This is a genomic window from Agrobacterium vitis (genome assembly GCF_013426735.1).
GTDB lineage: Bacteria > Pseudomonadota > Alphaproteobacteria > Rhizobiales > Rhizobiaceae > Allorhizobium > Allorhizobium vitis_D.
Genome location: NZ_AP023272.1, coordinates 3,586,510 through 3,603,314 on the forward strand (window position 1 = coordinate 3,586,510; position 16,805 = coordinate 3,603,314).

13 protein-coding genes are annotated in these 16,805 nt (G+C 58.2%); 5 read left to right on the top strand and 8 right to left on the bottom strand.

Annotation, left to right across the window (positions count from 1 at the left end; all coding sequences use genetic code 11):
* Positions 1-25 precede the first annotated feature (25 nt).
* Positions 26-1,153: a hypothetical protein gene (locus tag H1Y61_RS16750; RefSeq protein WP_180573248.1), complete on the top strand. Its 1,128-nt coding sequence runs from the start codon at positions 26-28 to the stop codon at positions 1,151-1,153.
* A gap of 159 nt (positions 1,154-1,312) precedes the next feature.
* On the opposite strand, the gene H1Y61_RS16755 is transcribed toward H1Y61_RS16750, so the two are convergent.
* On the bottom strand, positions 1,313-2,185 hold the full coding sequence (locus tag H1Y61_RS16755; protein WP_180573249.1) for an NAD-dependent epimerase/dehydratase family protein: 873 nt from the start codon (positions 2,183-2,185) through the stop codon (positions 1,313-1,315).
* Between the two features lie 223 nt (positions 2,186-2,408).
* Between H1Y61_RS16755 and H1Y61_RS16760 the strand changes: the two genes are divergently transcribed.
* On the top strand, positions 2,409-3,221 hold the full coding sequence (locus H1Y61_RS16760; protein WP_180573250.1) for a cephalosporin hydroxylase family protein: 813 nt from the start codon (positions 2,409-2,411) through the stop codon (positions 3,219-3,221).
* Positions 3,222-3,442: 221 nt separating this feature from the next.
* Here the strand turns inward: H1Y61_RS16760 and H1Y61_RS16765 are convergent, their stop codons facing one another.
* The 7 genes from H1Y61_RS16765 to mscL all read right to left on the bottom strand — a co-directional run bounded on the left by H1Y61_RS16765 (position 3,443) and on the right by mscL (position 11,184).
* Positions 3,443-4,783: a glycosyltransferase family 2 protein gene (locus tag H1Y61_RS16765; RefSeq protein ID WP_180573251.1), complete on the bottom strand. Its 1,341-nt coding sequence runs from the start codon at positions 4,781-4,783 to the stop codon at positions 3,443-3,445.
* A gap of 124 nt (positions 4,784-4,907) precedes the next feature.
* Positions 4,908-6,107, bottom strand: coding sequence for a class I SAM-dependent methyltransferase (locus H1Y61_RS16770; RefSeq protein ID WP_235680776.1), 1,200 nt, complete (start codon positions 6,105-6,107; stop codon positions 4,908-4,910).
* 26 nt (positions 6,108-6,133) lie between these two features.
* Positions 6,134-6,697, bottom strand: coding sequence for a dTDP-4-dehydrorhamnose 3,5-epimerase family protein (locus tag H1Y61_RS16775; protein WP_180573253.1), 564 nt, complete (start codon positions 6,695-6,697; stop codon positions 6,134-6,136).
* Positions 6,694-7,794, bottom strand: a complete 1,101-nt coding sequence (gene rfbG, locus H1Y61_RS16780; protein ID WP_180573254.1) for a CDP-glucose 4,6-dehydratase — start codon at positions 7,792-7,794, stop codon at positions 6,694-6,696. The genes H1Y61_RS16775 and rfbG overlap by 4 nt, the downstream gene beginning before the upstream one ends.
* A complete protein-coding gene (rfbF, locus tag H1Y61_RS16785; RefSeq protein ID WP_015914874.1) occupies positions 7,779-8,549 on the bottom strand; it encodes a glucose-1-phosphate cytidylyltransferase in 771 nt (256 codons plus the stop codon). The genes rfbG and rfbF overlap by 16 nt, the downstream gene beginning before the upstream one ends.
* 643 nt (positions 8,550-9,192) lie before the next feature.
* Positions 9,193-10,380: a pyridoxal phosphate-dependent aminotransferase gene (locus H1Y61_RS16790; protein WP_180573255.1), complete on the bottom strand. Its 1,188-nt coding sequence runs from the start codon at positions 10,378-10,380 to the stop codon at positions 9,193-9,195.
* A gap of 327 nt (positions 10,381-10,707) precedes the next feature.
* Positions 10,708-11,184, bottom strand: coding sequence for a large conductance mechanosensitive channel protein MscL (gene mscL / locus H1Y61_RS16795; RefSeq protein WP_139191304.1), 477 nt, complete (start codon positions 11,182-11,184; stop codon positions 10,708-10,710).
* Positions 11,185-11,432: 248 nt separating this feature from the next.
* Here mscL and H1Y61_RS16800 point away from each other — a divergent pair, with 248 nt between their 5' ends.
* The 3 genes from H1Y61_RS16800 to H1Y61_RS16810 all read left to right on the top strand — a co-directional run bounded on the left by H1Y61_RS16800 (position 11,433) and on the right by H1Y61_RS16810 (position 16,805).
* On the top strand, positions 11,433-14,942 hold the full coding sequence (locus H1Y61_RS16800; protein ID WP_180573256.1) for a PAS domain-containing hybrid sensor histidine kinase/response regulator: 3,510 nt from the start codon (positions 11,433-11,435) through the stop codon (positions 14,940-14,942).
* 364 nt (positions 14,943-15,306) lie between these two features.
* Positions 15,307-15,744, top strand: a complete 438-nt coding sequence (locus H1Y61_RS16805; protein WP_180573257.1) for an FKBP-type peptidyl-prolyl cis-trans isomerase — start codon at positions 15,307-15,309, stop codon at positions 15,742-15,744.
* A 290-nt stretch (positions 15,745-16,034) separates the two neighbouring features.
* Positions 16,035-16,805, top strand: coding sequence for a metallophosphoesterase family protein (locus tag H1Y61_RS16810; RefSeq protein ID WP_180573258.1), 771 nt, complete (start codon positions 16,035-16,037; stop codon positions 16,803-16,805).

The window sequence follows — 16,805 nt, forward strand, 5'->3', positions numbered from 1 at the left end:
TGGTGCCAAAGATCGTGAGATGCCAATGCCGAAGCTTTCTGTCTGTATTCCGGTAGAGCCGGGCCATATCCTGCCAGTCAATCTGGTCCAGGAACTCCTGAAGAATGCGACCGCTGATCTGGAAATCATTCTCTCCGGCTTTGGCGACACCGTGCATCGCCATGGACCATTTGCGGATATAGCGGCACGCGATAGTCGTTTGCGCCTTCTGCCACCTGCACCGGAAACCCTTTCGGCAGCCCAACTCTGGATCGGCACCTTGGCTGCGGCCGAGGGCGATTGGGTGTCGCTTGTCCATCCCGAAGACATGATCGAGCCCGATCTTCCCGAGCTGCTCTCCTCTCTGGAAAATAAACATCCCCATGTGGATGCGTTGGGATGGAGTGCATTTCAGATCTTGGCGGATGCACCACGCCATATCAAGACCAATGTGGCGATCCCGGTGCTGCATAATATTACCGAATTTGAGAAGGCTCCGATGCTCGAGGCTTTCTTTCACTGGAAAGAGGCAAGGCAAGTGCCGCGCATGCCTTTCGGTCTTTATCATGGGGCCATCAAGCGAAGCCTGATCGACAGTATCCTTTCGGCTTGCGGCGCACTGAGTTGGCTAACCCTGGTGCCGCACTATGAGTGGGCGGCCCGCGTGCTGCTGTTTGCCAATGCACTGGCCTTTTGCAATCGCCCGCTGTCCGCCGTGCATGCACACCCGTTCCAGCCACGTCCCGTGCCATCCGCACTCAAGGATTTTCCATTCCATGCCGGAATAGGCCTGACGGCTGCCATTGCCGAAGTTCAGGCCCGAGTGCTGATGGAGCTTGGCAGCGAATGGGCAGGCTTTGGGGAGGATTTCGTCCGCGCCTGCATGTATGATTGCGCTTTCGAACATTCCATTGGCCCGTTTCGGACAAAATACGACGCCTATTCCCGAGCCTTCCTGTCCATGCCGGGGGGGCAGGCATGGGTCCGGGCCTTCGCACCGCCCTTTTCCGCCACACCCCATGAAGACAGACAGCAGGGCCTGCATGGCAAGGTTCTGTTGGTAGACCGCTTCATTGGCAATGCCGTCAACGCCCAGCAGTTCTACGCCGTGGCGCGCAGCATGATGACGCCAATCAGGGTCATCGCGGAGCCAAACGCCCGCGCAAGTGCCTGACGCCAAGGTCCAGATACATTGGCGTCTTCAATGCGTTGCGATAAATGAGAGCCAGTCAGGTTCAGATTGAACCAGACAGACTCTCATTTCTCTTGTTTTTGTTAGTCTTTTCGGGAAAACCGGATTCCACTTTTCCCTGACAAACGAGGGCCGAAAGTATCAACCTGCAGCCATTCCTCCTGAGGCAGGCTTGATCGCCTCAACATTGCACACGCCGACCACCGCCAGGGGATCGGCAGGATGGATCTCCGCCGTGCCGAATTCCAGCAGGTCGCGACGGCCATAGTCATCGGCAATGCGTTCGGCCAGCGCCCGAATGGTGATTGCTTTGCCGGAACAGATATTGATCGCGCCAGTCTGTCCGGTATCGATCACCCCGGCAATCATTTTTCCGGCCTCTTTCACATCCAGAAAATCGCGCCATTGCGTGCCTTTGGAAAGCTTGGCAACGGCACCTTGCTCGAGGCGCTGCCTCAGGTAAGGCACAAGACGGGCCGGATGTTCGCCTTCTCCGTAGAGATAAAAGATCCGGCACCAGGAAAACCCCAGGCCAAGGCCTGCGAAATACCGATCCAACATCTGGTAGGTGGAAAGCTTCGCAGCGGCATAAAGCGTCTTCGGCTCAAGGGGTGAATCCACAGTCAAGTGGTCCGACGGCAGGCGATATTCAACACAGGTACCAAGGCCGATGAAATGGGTGACGCCAGCGCGGGCAGCCCCTTGCGCCAGGGCCAGGCTGCCGGTGACGCAGTGAAAATTCAGCGGCGAATCCAGGTATTTTCCCGCCTCCACATACCAGGCGGCGTGGATGACAGCGTCGCAGCCCTGGCATTGGGCCGCCCACCAATCGGCCGATTGTGCAAAGACATCCGCCGCCTCGATCACTCTCGCGGCACGGCCTTCTACCGTAAGAATGCTTGCGGAGTGCGGCCGGACGACAGCCACCACGCTATGCCCTGCGTCCAGCAGAGCACGGTGGATCTGCCTCCCGACAAAGCCCGTCGCGCCCGTCAACAGAATAGTCTTGCCCATCCCTTGCCACTCCAATCTTTCATCTGCGGCAAACCCCAGACCAAGGAGATTTCAGGTCGATCCCGCCAATACAACGCATTGCGCGCCATATGACGCCAACCGATTTACGTCTTCAAGGGACACCCTGGCTTATTCAACCATGATTATACGCAGACACGTCAGGCTCACGCAGGTAAGGCAGCCTAGCGTCTGCGCAGGCAGGCAATAACTGAACGGACCCGCAATGACTACTGTCGAAGATTTCAAGGCTTTGGTAAGCCGTAACATCCAGTCGATCGGCGAGAGCAAGGAATTCCTCGATTTGTCCAATCGCTGGATCGAATCATGCATACCGCTGGGCTATATGTATAATTTCAGCTGGCTGGGCCGGCCCATCATCCAGATCCCGCAGGACAGCTATGCCATCCAGGAGATGATCTGGTCGGTCAAACCGGATTTGGTGATCGAAACCGGCATAGCCCATGGCGGCTCGCTGGTGATGAGCGCCTCCATGCTGGCGATGATCGATTATTGCGAGGCTGTAGAAAAAGGCGAAATGCTGGACCCCAAGTCCAGCCGCCGCAAGGTGCTCGGCATCGATATCGACATCCGCGCCCATAACCGCGCCGCCATCGAGGCCCATCCGATGAGCCACAAGATCAGCATGATAGAGGGCTCGTCCGTCGCGCCTGACATCATTGCTCAGGTCCAAGATATCGCCAAGGACTACGAAAAGGTCATGGTTTTCCTCGATTCCAACCATACCCATGAGCATGTCTTGCAGGAACTGGAGCTTTACGCGCCGCTTGTCTCCAAGGGCTCCTATTGCGCGGTCTGGGATACGCTGGTGGAGGACATGCCGGAAAGCATGTATCCTGAACGGCCCTGGGGTCCAGGCGACAACCCCAGAACCGCAGTCTGGGAATATATGCGAGGCCTAGAGCAGGAAGGCCGTACGGCTGCCGATGGCACGCCGCTGCACCTTGAATACGACCACGCGCTGGAGCACAAAATCGCCATCACCGTTTCACGCGATGGATTTCTGCGGCGGGTGTGACGGCTGGAAGATCTTTGATAAGCGACAACGCCATGCGTTTTATAAACGCATGGCGTTGTCGCTTTCTATATTTGCTGCATAATTTCTCCCAAAATCGATGCGGATTTAAGGAAACGAACAATAAATTGCCTCACCGTCAGGACGGCTGAAAAGTCACCACGACGGTGACGCAGCACGGTAGGTAACTTGGTCGATCTTTGAAGACAGGAAGGCGATTAAGTTCAGCGCCGCCGGCCTCTGGTATGTCGGTCATTGCGCATGGCGACCGGCTTGCCGGGAACTGCCTTTTCAGAACTGCCAACACGCATATTTCCTTCGAGCCGCATAAGTTCATTCGTGGCAAACTCCTCTTCGCTCTGCAGACGCAAGCCTGTCGGACGGACGAGAATATCGTCGGGAGCCACAATCATCGCCGAAACGACATCCCAAAGCTCGGCAGGGGACGTTGCCCCAGCGATATCGGCAAGCACCATCACCCCGGCAGAGGTCGCACCGCTCATGGGCGTCACGGGTATGTCGCCGCGCCACACCGGTTGGTAATGTGAAAGAAACCTTCCCCCCTGCCAATTGCGGAAGGCCGTCTCGTAACCTGCGCGAATGATGTCAAAGGCCTCCCTGTCTCGATAGGTTTCGGTATTGAGTGCGCAGGCGATTGCATAGCCCTTTTCCCACCCCGTATAGTTGACATTATAAGTCTTCCGGAACCATTGCTGGGTGACGCCAATGGTCGCCGTACAGCCCAGAAAGGAGCTGAATGGGAAATCCCGCAGCGTCGGGTCTTCTTCAAAATTCTTGCCGAATTCGTCCATGAAAATTTTGGCCCGCATCTTGGTGTCTTCCAAGCGACCGATGGAAAAAGAATTGCTCTGGGGGCAGGCTCCGAGCATTGAGAATGGCCGTTGGCACACCACGAAGTCCTGCGCTTCGCAGATCACTTTCATCGCAATATCGTAGTCAACAACGGGATGCTCAAAGTAACGGTGATGATATTTGGCATAGATCCGATCCAGCAGCCTTCGCCTGATAGCGGAATGGTAAATGGAAAAGCCCGACGTTGGAACGGATGTCGACTCGTGCCAGCCAAACATCCGGCGCATCGGTTCCGCCCTGGGTACACGCATAACGCTTCGATCAAACGGCACAACCACGGTACAGACCGCTTCTCCTTCAACCGGCCAGGAATAATTCAAAATCCCCCAGGTTAATGCCTCCATAGCCGGATTAATCTCGACAATCCGCAGGATCAGTCCGGCGACGTCAGGCTCGATGAAATCGTCGTCGCCGATGAACACCACCCACTCGCCTCGGCTGGCATGAATCGTCCGCTCCCAATTGTCCATCATCGACAGGACACGATCGGTTGTAGGAAGATAGACAATACGCTTATCCGTCGCGAGGTCCGCCATGAAATCGTTCATCACGGTGGGATCGTCGGAATTGTCGGTAAAAATGAACTCGACATCGGTACGCGTGTTGCGCAGCAAGCCCTCGATGGTCTTCTGGAAATAGATTTGCCGGTTGCGCGAAGGCACACAAATCGAAAGGGTTGGCTTGTCGGTCATCAAGGGTCTCCTGGATCTACGCTTTGTGCCAGCCACTATTTGGCGCTGATTGTATCGCCGGGACGTGGCAGCGTGTCTCTGGGCAGAAGCGGCTGGCTCTCCTGCGTTATGGTGGCGTCCGCCGTTATGGATGGACTGTCAGGTTCGGCACCGCGGTCACGAATTTCCCACCCCAATCGGCGATATAGGAAAGCTGTTGTTTGATTTCTGCCGTCAGATTCCATGGGAGGATCACCAGTCTGTCAGGTTTACGGGTTTTCAGAACCTCTTCCGAAACAATCGGCACGCGGCTTCCGGGAAGGAACATGCCTTGCTTGGCCGGGTTCTTGTCGATGACGAAAGCAATCTGACCGGCTTTGATGCCGGCGAAGTTCAACAGCGTATTGCCCTTGGCCGCTGCACCGTAGGCGGCAACAGACAGGCCTTTGCGGTTGCAGTCGATCAGGAAGGACAGGAAATCGTCGCGCACGGCTTCGGCCTCAGTCTGGAAACCGTCATAGCCGGTCACGGCATCAAGACCGGCCGCACTTTCACGCGCCAGCATCGCCTCGACAGCCGGTGTGCGGACATGGGCCTTGCTGTCAGCCCGGCAGGCCAGCACCCGCAGGCTACCGCCATGCCAGGGCGTGGTTTCCACATCGAACACCATCAGGCCGTTAGCGGCAAAAATCCGATCGACGGCCAGCAGCGACAGATAGGAATAATGCTCGTGATAGGCCGTATCGAACTGGCGCTCGGCGATCATGTTCATCAGATGCGGAAATTCGAAGGTAGCAACGCCCTCCGGTTTCAGCAATTGGGCAAAGCCTGCGACGAAATCGTTGATGTCAGGCACATGCGCCAGCACATTGTTGGCGGCGGTCAGATCGGCGGCCCAGCCGTCGGCCACCAGCTTTTTCGCCAGTTCCACGCCGAAAAACTCTTCGACGATATCAATACCCTTGTCGCGCGCGGCCCGTGCCGTGCTGGCCGTTGGCTCCACACCCAGGCAGGCGATGCCGCGTTCGCGCACATATTGCAGCAGATAACCGTCATTGGCGGCCACTTCCACCACTTTTGCCCCTTCGCCAAGCCCGAAGCGATCCGTCATCGCCTCGACATAGATTTTGGCATGCGCCAGCCAGGACGAGGAAAACGAGGAAAAATAGGCATAGTCGTGGGAAAAGAAGGTTTCGCGGGCGGCGAAGTCCTCGGTCTGCACCAAAAGGCAGTCTTCGCAGACCCGGATGACCAACGGATACCAAAGCTCCGGCTTTGCCAGATCCTCGGCCTTCACATAGGAATTGGAGGGCGGCGCGGTGCCGAGATCGAGAAAGGGTCGCATCCGAAGCGATCCGCAATGGCGGCAATTCATGCAATCAGTCCTTCAAAATCAGCATGGATCCGCGGATGGCTCTGGTCTCGGGCTGACAGCCGCTCAACCGGCAAAGGCCAGGTGATGCCGATCCTTGCATCCTGCGGGTGAAGCCCGCCTTCAGCCTCAGCACGGTAAGGCGCGGAATGGGTATAAATCATCCGCACGGTGTCGCTCAGTGCCTGAAAGCCATGGGCAAAGCCCGGCGGGATCAGCAGCGAGCGGCAATTGTTGCCCGACAGCTCGACGCAGACATGCTGGAGAAAGCTCGGCGAGCCCTTACGCAGATCCACCGCCACATCGAGGATCACGCCTTCGACGCAGGTCACCAGTTTCCATTCGGCAAAAGGCGCATGTTGAAAATGCATACCACGCACAGTGCCTTTTTGTGCCGTTCCGGTTTCATTGACCTGCAAGACCGGCCCCGGCCAGCCAAAAGCTGCAAGTTCTTCACCGCAAAACAACCGGCTGAGAAAACCACGTTCGTCGCCAAACCGGCTGCGGGTCAACAGCGTCAGGCCGGGAATCGCGGTGTGTTCGGGCTGGAAACGTTGGCTCATCCCGCCTGCCTCACATCCATGCCGAGACCATGGGCATAATCGGCGATATCGGCAAGGCACAGGTCTCTGGCCGATGCGCCAGCGGCGAGCCGTCGATACCAGTTCATGGTGCGCGCCACGGTTTCTTCTAGCGACCAGACAGGCCTGTAGCCCAGTGTCATGCAAGCTTTGGAGCTGTCGAGCATCAGATAACCGGCTTCATGGGGACCATCGCTGCCATCGCCCAGCACCACCTCGCCCCTGCCAAAATGCCTGACGGCCAGAGACAGAACATCCGCAACGCAAGCCGCACCCGCATGGTCAGGGCCGAAATTCAACGCTGTCAGCGAGGCCGGATCACACCACAGATGGTGGGCCATGGCGATGTAACCCGCCAAGGGCTCCAGAACATGCTGCCAGGGGCGGACCGCGTTCGGTCGGCGCACGTCGAGCGGCGCACCGAGACTCCAGGCGCGCACCGCATCCGGGATCAACCGGTCCTCAGCCCAATCGCCACCGCCGATGACATTGCCGGCCCGCGCCGTGGCAAGACCGACGCCGCGTGCTGCAAAAAACGACGACCGGTAGCTGGAGACGATGATCTCTGCCGCCGCCTTGCTGGCGCTATAGGGATCGTGACCGCCGAGCGGATCGGTCTCGACAAAGGCCTTGCCGGTCTCGGCGTTCTCATAGACCTTGTCGGTGGTGATGACGACGATGGACTTCACATCCGGGGAAATCCGAAGCGCTTCCAGCACATGCACCGTGCCTTGCACATTGGTTTCAAAGGTCGCCACGGGATCGCGGTAGCCAAGCCGCACCAGCGGCTGGGCGGCCAGATGAAAGACGATCTGCGGCTTTACCCGGGCAACGAGGGCCGCCACCGCAATACGGTCACGCAGATCGCAAATGCCGCCCTCGGCGTGATTATCATGACCGGTCAACAGGCCGCACAGGTTGGGCGTTGTCTGTGGCGCAAGCGCCAGACCGCTGACCTGGGCGCCCATTTGCGTCAGCCAAAGCGCCAGCCAGCTGCCCTTAAAGCCGGTATGGCCGGTCAGCAGCACCCGTTTTCCGGCCCAGAACTGTCGGTCGATCATCATCACCAGCTCTTCCATGGCGGGCTACCACCGGCCCACAGATCTTCCAGGTGGTTCTTGTCACGCAGCGTATCCATTGGCTGCCAGAAACCGTTGTGCAGATAGGCGCAAAGCTCGCCGTCTTCGGCAAGGCTGGTCAATGGTTCGGCTTCCCACGGCATGTCATCGCCAGCGATCCGGTCGATGCATTTGGGCGACAACACGAAGAAGCCGCCATTGATATAGCCCGCCTCGCCCACCGGCTTTTCCACGAAGCCACGCACCATCGGCCCGTCCATTTTCAGGGCGCCGTAGCGAGCTGGCGGCTGCACGGCGGTCACTGTCGCAAGCTTGCCATGCTCCTTGTGAAACCGCAGTGTGGCGGAAATATCCAGATCGGAGAGGCCATCACCATAGGTAAAGCAGAACGCTTCCTCGTCCTTGAGATAGGACGCGACTCGCTTCAGCCGTCCTCCGGTCATCGAGCTTTCACCGGTATCGATCAGGGTCACACGCCAATTTTCGGCACTCTTGCGATGAAATTCCAGCCGGTTATCGGAGAGATCGAAGGTGATATCCGACATATGCAGACCGTAATTGGCGAAATATTCCTTGATAATATAGCCTTTAAACCCGCAGCAGATGATGAATTCACGGATGCCATGAGCGTAATAGAGCTTCATGATGTGCCAGAGGATCGGCCGCCCGCCGATCTCGATCATCGGCTTTGGCCGTAAATGGGTCTCTTCGGAAATCCGCGTGCCGAGACCGCCAGCCAGGATAACCGCCTTCATCGCCCAATCTCCGTGCCGACCATTGCCTACCCTACCCAATTCACAACCTGTCCGGCTTCAATCCAATTGCCGCCGGATATTTTTTCAGACGCAAAATGCCAGCGCAGACGGGCAAGATACGCAAACTGGAGGGCAGCCGATCGTGCACAAACCGGCAACCTCTCCCTGCCGGACAACCCTAGCGAGGCAAGCTGTCGTCAAACTGGAGGATGTCTACTGATAAGGGGTCGGCGTTCCGGCTAAAAAGCTCTGGCAAGTCTTTGAGCAGCATTGCGCGGTGGCTAGAGTCTGTCAGGTTCAGGTTGAACCAGACAGACTCTAGCTTCTCTTGTTTTCGTTTGTCTTTTCGGGAAAACCGGTTTCCACTTTTCCCTGACAAACTCTAAGGCAGCCTCCAGACTGCTGGCAAACCCCGCATTTATCCGCGACGTCATGCGCGGCCTTGTGCCGAGCATCTAAGCAGGTTAATTTAATCCAACAACGTCAATGACTTATTCAGCGACAGCAGACCCTCGGGACAAGCTCGAAGGTGGCGAAATGCCGAAATCAGGGTTTGCCAATAAACCGCTCTTTCCCATTCGAGAGAGATGGGTGCAATCGCATCTGGCGCAACACAGCCCCTATAGACTGAATGAGAAAGCCGCTACAGCCGGGCAATGTAATCGCTCAACCGTGCAGCCGCATCCTCGATCTGGCGTGGATCGCGCAGGAAGCAGGCGCGCAGGAACGAACCGCCCCCTGCCCCGAACGCCGATCCGGGCGCCAGCGCCACGCCGGTTTTATCGACGATATCCATGGCCGCTGCCCGGCTGTCGGTGACGCCATCGATTTCCATGAAGGCGTAAAGCGCGCCATCCGGCTTGACGGAACGGACCCTGTTGGTGGCAATCAGCGCATCCAGCAGGATATCGCGCGAGGTGCGGGCCCGCTGGATGTTTTCGGCGACGAATTGATCGCCGTGGTCCAAGGCCGCCACCGCGCCGCGCTGCATGAACTGCGCCACGCCAGAGGTGGAATATTGAATGAGGTTTTCCAGTACCTGACCGATTTCCGGTGGTGCCACCAGCCAGCCGACCCGCCAGCCGGTCATCGACCAGTTCTTGGAAAAGGAATTGCCAAACATCACCCGGTCACCCTCTTCCATCACATCCAGGAAGGAAGGAGCACGGGAGGGGCCAGCGAAATAATAAAGCGCGTAGATTTCATCCGCGAGAATCCAAAGACCGTGCTTGCGGGCAAGCGCGAGAATGGCGCGCAGATCATCGAGGCTGGCCGTCCAGCCGGTCGGGTTGGACGGCGTATTGATGAACAGCGCCTTGGTTTTGGGCGTAATCGCCTTTTCGATCTGCCCGAGATCCAGCTGCCAGGCACCATGCTCATAGCCGATCTCCACACCGACAGCCTTTGCCCCACTGATTTCGATGGCCGCGACGATGTTCGGCCAGCAGGGGGAAAGGTAGATCATCTCGTCGCCCGGCCCGGTCATTGCCTGCACGGCAAGCTGGATGGCCTGCATGCCGGAGCCGGTCACATAGAAATGCTCGCTCGGCAGGCTGACGGCGAAATGCCGCCGGTAGTAATCAGAGAGCGCCTGACGCAGTTCGGGAATGCCGCGTTGCCAGGTATAGAAGGTCTCGCCGCCCAGAAGCGCATCGCTTGCGGCCCGATTGATGAAATCAGGGCTCGGCAGGTCGCCTTCCCCGGCCCAGAGCGGCAGGAGATTATCGCGCCCACGCGCATAGTTGATAATCTCGACAATACCGCTTTCCGGCGCGGATGTGGCGCGGCGGCTAAGGCTGGAAATCAGGGATGGACCGGCAGGCAAAGACATGGACAAGCTCCTTTAGTTATGTCGTTCATAACCGAAGCTCCAGAGAAAATCCTATGAGAAAGAATGGCCGACCAATCGATTCCGGTGATGGTCCCGGCCCGTGGAATCGCTTGTACCAAGGGCCTAGTGCAGCGATCCAAACAGAGGCTTCAGCCGAATTTGGATAAATCGCTGCATAAACAAAAGTCTAGTGCACGCAAGCATGAACGAAGTGAACGCGTCAGTGCACTAGACCATCTCTACCTCATTGCAAATGCAACAGGATTCATCGGTTTCACTGCCTTTCGGTCAGCCTCATTTTCTGTCTGCACAGCAGACAGCGAACCATCAAGGCTTGCCTGGCTCAATACGTCCTGAAGACGCTTCAACTCCGTTGCTCTGCTGCGCCTTCAGCAAATCACGGATCTCTGTCAATAGCACGACGTCTGCCGGTGGCGGCGGTGTGGGCTTGCCCTGTTTTTCATCATGTTCCAGCTGTTTACGCAGAACATTGACCCCCTTGACCATCAGGAAAATGATCCAGGCCAGAATGACGAAATTGATGGCGACGGTCAGGAAGTTGCCATAGGCGAACACCGCGCCCTGTTTGCGTGCTTCGGCCAGCGTCTGGGCCGTGACCTTGTCGCTGAGCGGCAGGAAATAATTGGAAAAATCGAACCCGCCGAACACCACGCCAACCACCGGCATGACGATATCGTTGACCAACGAGGTAACGATCAAACCGAAGGCGCCACCAATGATGACACCGACGGCCAGATCCATGACATTGCCCCTGGCAATGAACGACTTGAATTCTTTGAACACACCTGTCCCCTTCATGATTTGCCTGCCTCCATTCAACTGGATGATTTCATAGATGCCTCATAAAGACTTGCCTTAGAAGCCCAAATTGCCGGTTTCAGCAGGAACGCCAAAATCCAACAGTCTTTTTAACGCGCAAATTCCGTTTCGGTTTCGACTTATTGCCAACAAGCCCCCCGATTTTAAAAGGCGGCGGCATGGCTTAAAGTGACCGTGCTTTATAAGAGGCACGTGAATGGGAGGGGCAAGCGATGCTTCCGGCATGGCTGATCATCACGGCATCGATTGCCTATCTGCTGCTGCTGTTTGCGGTGGCAAGCTATGGCGACAGGCGAAGCCGCCGCAATGGCGTGCCCGCCGGTGGGCGTCCGCTTGTCTACGGGCTGTCGCTGGCGGTCTATTGCACCTCCTGGACCTATTTCGGCGGCGTCGGCCTGGCTGCGGACCGCGGCCTCGAATTCATGGGCATCTATATCGGCCCGATCCTGATGCTGACATTGGGCCTGCCGCTGATCCGCCGGATGATCGAAATCGCCAAGGTCGAAAAGCTCACCTCCGGCGCGGATTTCGTTGCTGCCCGCTATGGCAAGAACCCCATTGTCGGCATGCTGGTAACGGTGATTTCGCTGGCCGGCTCCATTCCCTATATCGCACTTCAACTGAAGGCCGTCTCCAATTCGGTCGGCGTCATGGTCGATCCCGCCAGCTACGGCATCGGCACCGGCAATCTCTATTTCGTCGATCTGGCGCTGATCGTTGCCCTGACGCTTGCCTGCTTTTCCGCGATTTTCGGCACCCGCCATACGGATGCCACCGAGCATCAGGACGGGTTGATCCTGGCGATCTCGATGGAATCGGTGGTCAAGCTGCTGGCCTTTTGCACGCTGGGCATCACGGTGGTGTTCTTCCTGTTCGATGGACCGGCTGATCTCTGGCGCGCGGCAACCGAAAGCCCAAGGGTGATGGAGGCGCTGGCCTATGAGACACCCCTTAGCCGGTGGCTGCTGCTGATTGCGCTTTCGGCCTTCGCCATCCTGATGCTACCACGCCAGTTCCATGTCAGCGTGGTCGAAAACCGCACCGATCGGGAACTGCGCCGGGCCGGACTGCTGCTGCCGCTTTATCTGATCGCCATCAATCTCTTCGTGCTGCCAGCTGCCATTGGCGGGCTTCTGGCCTTCAACGGCACCGGCAATGCCGATCTCTATGTTCTCTCTCTGCCGCTGACCCATGATCTGCCATTTGTCACGCTGGTCACCTTCATCGGCGGTTTTTCCGCCGCCACCGCCATGGTGATCGTCGAGACGGTGGCGCTGGCCATCATGATTTCCAACGATATCGTCCTGCCGGTTCTGCTGCGGCGCGGGTTCCGGCATGGACCGGAAGCCTCGCAAAGCCTCGCCAAAACCGTGCTGATCATTCGCCGCCTGGCGATTTTCGGGGTGCTGCTGCTCGGCTATGCCTATTTTCGGCTGGCCAGCGATGACCGGGGCCTTGCCTCCATCGGTCTGCTGGCCTTTGCCGCCATTGCCCAGATTGCCCCTTGCCTGCTGGGCGGGCTTATCTGGCGCAGGGCCAATGCGCGGGGCGCAATTCTTGGCCTGTCGCTTGGCTTTCTCACCTGGATCTATACGCTGCTTTTGCCAAGCTTCGGGCTTGATGCCCATAAGGATCTGGCGCCGGACATCCTGTCCTTCCTGTTTCCAGGTGTCGATGCCTTCAGCCGCGCCGGGGCCGATCCGCTGCTGACGGCGACCGTGCTCTCCCTGCTGATCAACCTATTGGCCTTTGTGCTTGGCAGTCTCAGCCGCAACCCTCGCCCGGTTGAACGCATCCAGTCGGGCATATTCGTGCGCCGCCACCAACGCTCGCAATTTGCTACCAAGGGCTGGAAAACCCGGGTCAGCATCAGCGATCTGAAGACAGCGATTGCCCGTTATCTCGGCCAGGAGCGGATGGAGCGCTCACTGAAAAGCTATGAGCGCGATGCCGGTCGCCGGTTGGAAGACGATAGCCCCGCCGACATGGCTTTCATCCATTTCACCGAGCAATTGCTGGGCAGCGCCATCGGCTCGGCCTCGGCCCGCCTGGTCCTGTCGCTGGTGCTGCAAAAGGCCGAGGATACGTCCGCCGACACCGCCTGGCTACTCGATCAAGCAAGCGAGGCTCTGCACTATAACCAGGATATGCTGCAAACCGCGCTCTCGCAGATGGATCAGGGCATAGCGGTCTTTGACAGCAGCAGCCGATTGACCATCTGGAACCGGCGGTTTCGAAGCCTGCTCGATCTGCCAGACGAAATGGGGCAGGTCGGCGTACCACTCAGCACGATAGTCCATCGGCTGACCGAGCGCGGCGCCATTGCGGCCAAGGAGGAAGCGGGCGTTCTTGCCAATTTCCACCATCTCGATGAACCCTTCCAGCTGGTGTTGAGCGAAGGTGCCCAGATCATCGAGGTGCGCTGCAACGCCCTGCCCGACAAGGGATTGGTGGCAACCTTCACCGACATCACCCCGCAGGTGGCAGCGGACCGGGCCTTGAAACAGGCCAATGAAACGCTGGAACAGCGGGTGGGCGAGCGCACGGCAGAACTGATGCGGGTAAATACAGCACTTGCAGAAGCTCGCGCCAGCGCCGATGAGGCCAATATCGGCAAGACCCGGTTCTTTGCCGCCGCCGGTCACGACATTCTCCAGCCGCTCAATGCCGCAAGGCTCTATTCCTCGGCGCTGGTGGAGCGGTTGGGCCAGTCGGAAAATGCCGGACTGGTCCGCAATATCGATTCGGCACTGGAATCGGTCGAACAGATTCTTGGCGCGGTGCTGGATCTCTCCCGGCTGGATACGGGCGCCATGAAGCCGCGTTTTGCCACCGTCCCCTTGCAAGGCCTGCTGGAGCGGATCAGAACCGATTTTGAGCCGATGGCGCTGGAGAAAAATCTGAAACTGGTGGTGTTGCCGACCACGCTCAGCGTTCGCTCCGATGCCAACCTTTTGCGCCGGCTGGTGCAGAATCTGGTCTCCAACGCCATCAAATATACGCCCTCCGGCAAGGTTCTGGTTGGTGCGCGCCGCCGTGGCGGCCAAGTGATCATTCAGGTGACGGATTCGGGCATCGGCATTCCGACATCGAAATTCCGCACTGTGTTCAAGGAATTTGCCCGGCTGGATGAAGGCATCAAGACCGCCAGCGGGCTTGGGCTCGGCCTGTCGATTGTCGATCGTATCGCCCGGGTCCTCAAAGCGACGGTGGCGCTGGAATCCCGGCCGGGCCGAGGCACCAGCTTTCGCGTCACCATGCCGTTCGAAAAGAGCGCCAAGGCGCTGTTGCCCGTTGAGGATTTGGCGACCGCGACCGCGCTACGGAGCAGTCTTAATGGCCTGCGCATCCTGTGCATCGACAATGAGCCGGATATTCTGGACGGCATGCGGCTGCTGATCAGCGGTTGGGGCTGTACGGTGATGACCGCAGGCTCGGTCACCGATCTCGATACGACCTTCAGCGACAATCCTGTGGCACCGGACGTCATCATCGCCGATTATCATCTGGGAGATGGCAGCGGCATCGGCGCGATCCTGCGCCTACGCGCGCTCTACGGTCAGCCGGTGCCCGGCCTGCTGATCACCGCTGACCGCACCGCCGACGTGCGGGCGGAGGCTGAACGGCAGGGCATTGCCGTGCAGCATAAGCCCGTCCGTCCAGCGGCTTTGCGGGCCTATATTACCCAGGTCTCCAGCCCCCGCCGCAGCGCTGCGGAATAGAAAATCCCGTTCCGGGATAATTCCTCAAAGCGGAATCAATTTAATGAATTGTCTATTGTATACAAATATTTAAATATAATTTTCGTGCGTCATCCATGGCGCACAGGGCTGTAGTTTTCCCAGTTTTTACCGTGCTGCCGTTGATCTGCCGCGTTTCAGGCCTACCTCTATTAAGGCTTGCACCTTTGGGTGTGAACACTCCGATAGTCGTCATGCAACTCACGAATTTTCCGTGTGTCGGCTGAATCGCTTCCGCTATGGCCATCCGGGACGTCCCAGAAATGGCCTGGCGAAAAGGAAGCTTCAAGGAGGCAATGCTGTGCCCATTGCACCCGTGCCTCCCTTGAGACGAAAGGACATTACCATGACGCAAGCGAAAAACGGCGATACCGTACGCATCCACTACACCGGCCTGCTGCCGGATGGCACGCAATTCGATACCTCCCGCGACCGCGATCCGCTCCAGTTCGAAATTGGCTCCGGCCAGATCATTTCGGGGCTTGAACGACAGGTGGATGGCATGGAGGTCGGGCGTAGCCAGCGGGTGACCGTGCCTGCGGAAGAAGCCTATGGCACGCATGATCCGCAGAAAATTCAGCAGGTGGCGCGCGACCTGATCCCCGCCAATGTCAATGTGGCACCCGGCACACGGCTTCAAGCCCAGAGTGGTAATGGCACGCCGCTGATCGTGACCGTAACCGATGTGGCAGGCGATGTGGTGACGATCGATGCCAACCACCCACTGGCCGGTCAGGATCTGATTTTCGAGGTCGAATTAATCGATATCGTTCGCGCTGCCTAACAGTCTATCCAATAATCGCCGCTGGCCGTCTGCAAATGGCAATTTCTCCGCTTCCGGTACTCACGTACATTAAGTACGCTCCGTTCCGGTTCTCGAAATCACCATTTTCGCCAGGCCAGCAGCAATTCTTGAACAGACTGTAATCGACCTGCGGGCAGGCTTACCAAATCATCCCCTCTGCGCCTCGTGCCAGAGGGGATTTTTCATGCCCCCTCACCTTCAGTCCAATAGCGCGGCCTCGTTAAACAGCCTATGGTTGGCCGTGCTGATGCAATGCCAGGGGAGGGTCGATGCGCATTGCTCTTTTGTCCGACATCCACGGCAATGCCCAGGCCTTTGACGCGGTCTTGCAGGCGACGGCGCAGGCTGGTGCCGAACGCATCGTCATTCTCGGCGATATCGTCGGCTATGGCGGCGATCCCGTCCGCTGCGTCGACAAGGTCCGCGCTTTGCAGCAGCAAGGTGCCTTGGTGGTGCGGGGCAATCACGACCAGGCGGTAAGCGATCCCGCCATTTCCCTCAATGACACGGCCCGCGCCGCCATTCACTGGACGCGGCAGGTCCTGAGCGAAGAACAGCGGACCTTTCTGGCCAATCTACCGATGATGCTGCGGGATGAAGACCGGCTCTATGTCCATGCCGAAGCCACCTCCCCCTCGGCCTTTCACTATGTAACCGACAGCGACACGGCAGCGCAGCATTTTGCCGCCTGCACGGCGCGGCTCAGTTTTTGCGGCCATGTCCATCGACCGACGCTTTATGCGCTCGCTTCCTATGGTCAAACCACTGATGGCCCTCCACCTCAAGGCAAGATCACCACCTTTGTTCCCCATTCGCAAACGGACATTCCGCTTCTGGCCCAGCGGCGCTGGCTCGGCGTGATCGGCTCGGTCGGCCAGCCACGTGATGGCGATCCGGCGGCGGCCTTTGGCCTGCTCGATACGATAAAGAACACGCTGACCTTCATCAGGGTCAACTATGACATCGACGGCGCGGCAGCGGCCATCCGTGCGGCGGGCCTGAGTGAGACGCTTGCCACACGGCTCTACAGAGGACGATGA

Excerpts from the sequence above, each read along its gene's own strand:
- H1Y61_RS16775 (WP_180573253.1), bottom strand. The coding sequence starts at position 6,697 with ATGAGCCAACGTTTCCAGCCCGAACACACCGCGATTCCCGGCCTGACG.
- H1Y61_RS16800 (WP_180573256.1), top strand. The coding sequence starts at position 11,433 with ATGCTTCCGGCATGGCTGATCATCACGGCATCGATTGCCTATCTGCTG.
- H1Y61_RS16790 (WP_180573255.1), bottom strand. The coding sequence starts at position 10,380 with ATGTCTTTGCCTGCCGGTCCATCCCTGATTTCCAGCCTTAGCCGCCGC.
- H1Y61_RS16760 (WP_180573250.1), top strand. The coding sequence starts at position 2,409 with ATGACTACTGTCGAAGATTTCAAGGCTTTGGTAAGCCGTAACATCCAG.
- H1Y61_RS16810 (WP_180573258.1), top strand. The coding sequence starts at position 16,035 with ATGCGCATTGCTCTTTTGTCCGACATCCACGGCAATGCCCAGGCCTTT.
- H1Y61_RS16805 (WP_180573257.1), top strand. The coding sequence starts at position 15,307 with ATGACGCAAGCGAAAAACGGCGATACCGTACGCATCCACTACACCGGC.
- rfbF (WP_015914874.1), bottom strand. The coding sequence starts at position 8,549 with ATGAAGGCGGTTATCCTGGCTGGCGGTCTCGGCACGCGGATTTCCGAA.
- H1Y61_RS16750 (WP_180573248.1), top strand. The coding sequence starts at position 26 with ATGCCGAAGCTTTCTGTCTGTATTCCGGTAGAGCCGGGCCATATCCTG.
- rfbG (WP_180573254.1), bottom strand. The coding sequence starts at position 7,794 with ATGGAAGAGCTGGTGATGATGATCGACCGACAGTTCTGGGCCGGAAAA.
- H1Y61_RS16770 (WP_235680776.1), bottom strand. The coding sequence starts at position 6,107 with ATGCGACCCTTTCTCGATCTCGGCACCGCGCCGCCCTCCAATTCCTAT.
- H1Y61_RS16755 (WP_180573249.1), bottom strand. The coding sequence starts at position 2,185 with ATGGGCAAGACTATTCTGTTGACGGGCGCGACGGGCTTTGTCGGGAGG.
- H1Y61_RS16765 (WP_180573251.1), bottom strand. The coding sequence starts at position 4,783 with ATGACCGACAAGCCAACCCTTTCGATTTGTGTGCCTTCGCGCAACCGG.